The sequence below is a fragment of the Mycobacterium sp. 1165178.9 genome, from assembly GCF_001673555.1.
GTDB lineage: Bacteria > Actinomycetota > Actinomycetes > Mycobacteriales > Mycobacteriaceae > Mycobacterium.
Window position 1 is genome coordinate 1 of sequence record NZ_LZMB01000250.1, and the last position, 1,843, is coordinate 1,843.

Here is a 1,843-nt window from a genome sequence, read left to right on the forward strand (position 1 = left end):
GCCGTGCCCGGCCGCGCGTGGCGTCACCGCCATTCAGTACGCCGCTGCCGTGGCGCGGGCCGCCGCATTGATCGACGGCGCGGACAACACCGCGCTGACCGCGGCCGTGGACCAGGTCAAAACGCTCGGCGAGCGGCATCACTTCGAGAGCGCCGCGCGACTGCGCGACCGGACCGTCACCGCTGTTGAGACACTGTGGCGCGGCCAGCGGCTGCGCGCCCTGGCCGCGTTGCCGGAGCTGATCGCCGCCGCACCCGATGGCCAGGGTGGTTTTCACCTGGCCGTCATCCGCCACGGCCAGCTCGCCGCGGCGGGCTGCGCCCGGCGTGGGGTGCCGCCGATGCCGGTCATCGACGCGATTGTTGCTGGGGCACAAGCGATTCTGCTCACCCCCGGCCCCCTGGGCGGCGCGCTGGTCGAGGAGACCGCGCTCATCATGCGCTGGCTGACGACGGCGGGGGCGCGCATCGTTCGGGTCGCCGAGGACGGCTGGGCTTCGCCGCTGCGGTCGGCCGGCGCCTGGTCGGCGTGGGCCGCGTCGGCTCGCTCGGCGCGACTGGCCGGCGAGCAGGCCCTCCGGGAATCAGACCTGCTGACCGAAGCGCACCCATCGCGCGAGCAGTTGTTCGGCCGCACCGGAATCGATGGCCTTACAGGCGCGGGCCAACCCGTCCTCCCACGCCGGCAACCATTCAGCGCGGCTGGATAACCCGGCGTGGGCGACGATCGCGCCGGCGGCGTTGAGGACGACCGCGTCGCGCACCGGGCCCTTGCCACCGGCCAGCACCGCACGCACCCCGGCCGCGTTGGCCTGCGCATCACCGCCCAGCAGGTCCTCGAGATCGGCTCGGGGAAAACCGAATCCGGCCGGATCGAAGGTCAGCTTGTCCACCGTGCCGGCCTGCACTCGCCAGATCGTGCTGGTGGTGGTGGTCGTCAGCTCGTCGAGTCCGTCGTCGCCGTGCACCACCAGCACACTGGACCGGCGGGCGGCGAACACACCGGCCATCACCTCGGAGAGGTCAGCGAACGCGCAGCCGATCAATCCGGCCCGCGGCCTGGCCGGATTGGTAAGCGGCCCAAGGAGATTGAACACCGTCGGCACACCGATCTCGCGGCGCACCGCGGACGTGTGCCGGTAGGACGGGTGGAACAGCGGCGCGAAACAGAACGCGATGCCGACCTCGGCGAGACTGCGTGCGACCGCTTCGGGCCCGAGGTCGATCCGGATGCCGAGCGCCTCGAGCGTGTCGGCGCCGCCGGACAACGACGAGGCCGCCCGGTTGCCGTGTTTGACCACCGGCACACCGGCGGCCGCGGCCACGATGGCCGCCATCGTGGACAGGTTCACGGTGTTGACGCCGTCGCCACCGGTGCCGACGATGTCGACCGTGTCGTCGCGGATGGCGCCGGCCGGCATCGGCAGCGCGTGGTTGAGCATCACCTCGGCCAGCTCGATGACTTCGGCCGAGGTGGGGACCTTCACCTGCATGGCCACCGCGAAGGCCGCGATCTGAGCGGGGCTGGCGTCGCCGGCCATGATGCGGTCCATGGCCCAGGCGGCCTGCCCGCGCGTCAGGTCCCGACCGGCGGTCAGACGAGACAGGACCCCCGGCCACGATGTTGCGGACGCGCCCGACGCCTCAGATGACAAAGCCACGCGCCGATGGTCCCACGCGGACCACACCAGCCCCAACCGTCGCCGTCGGCCGTCCCCTGCGCTCGCCGGCGCGACTCGCCAGACATCAAATGCCGCCCCGGGTGGAGTTCAACAACTACAAAGCGTCATACTTGCGTATGTGACCAGCGCTGCCGCCACTTCGGGTACTGCAATTACGTCGCG

At 71.5% G+C, this 1,843-nt stretch carries 1 protein-coding gene; it reads right to left on the bottom strand.

Going from position 1 to position 1,843, the window contains the following annotated elements; all coding sequences use genetic code 11:
* Nucleotides 1-583: 583 nt before the first annotated feature.
* The gene (trpD, locus tag A5652_RS11375; protein ID WP_067350698.1) at nt 584-1,660 is read right to left on the bottom strand and encodes an anthranilate phosphoribosyltransferase; all 1,077 of its coding nucleotides are present in this window, start codon (nt 1,658-1,660) and stop codon (nt 584-586) included.
* Nucleotides 1,661-1,843: the final 183 nt, after the last annotated feature.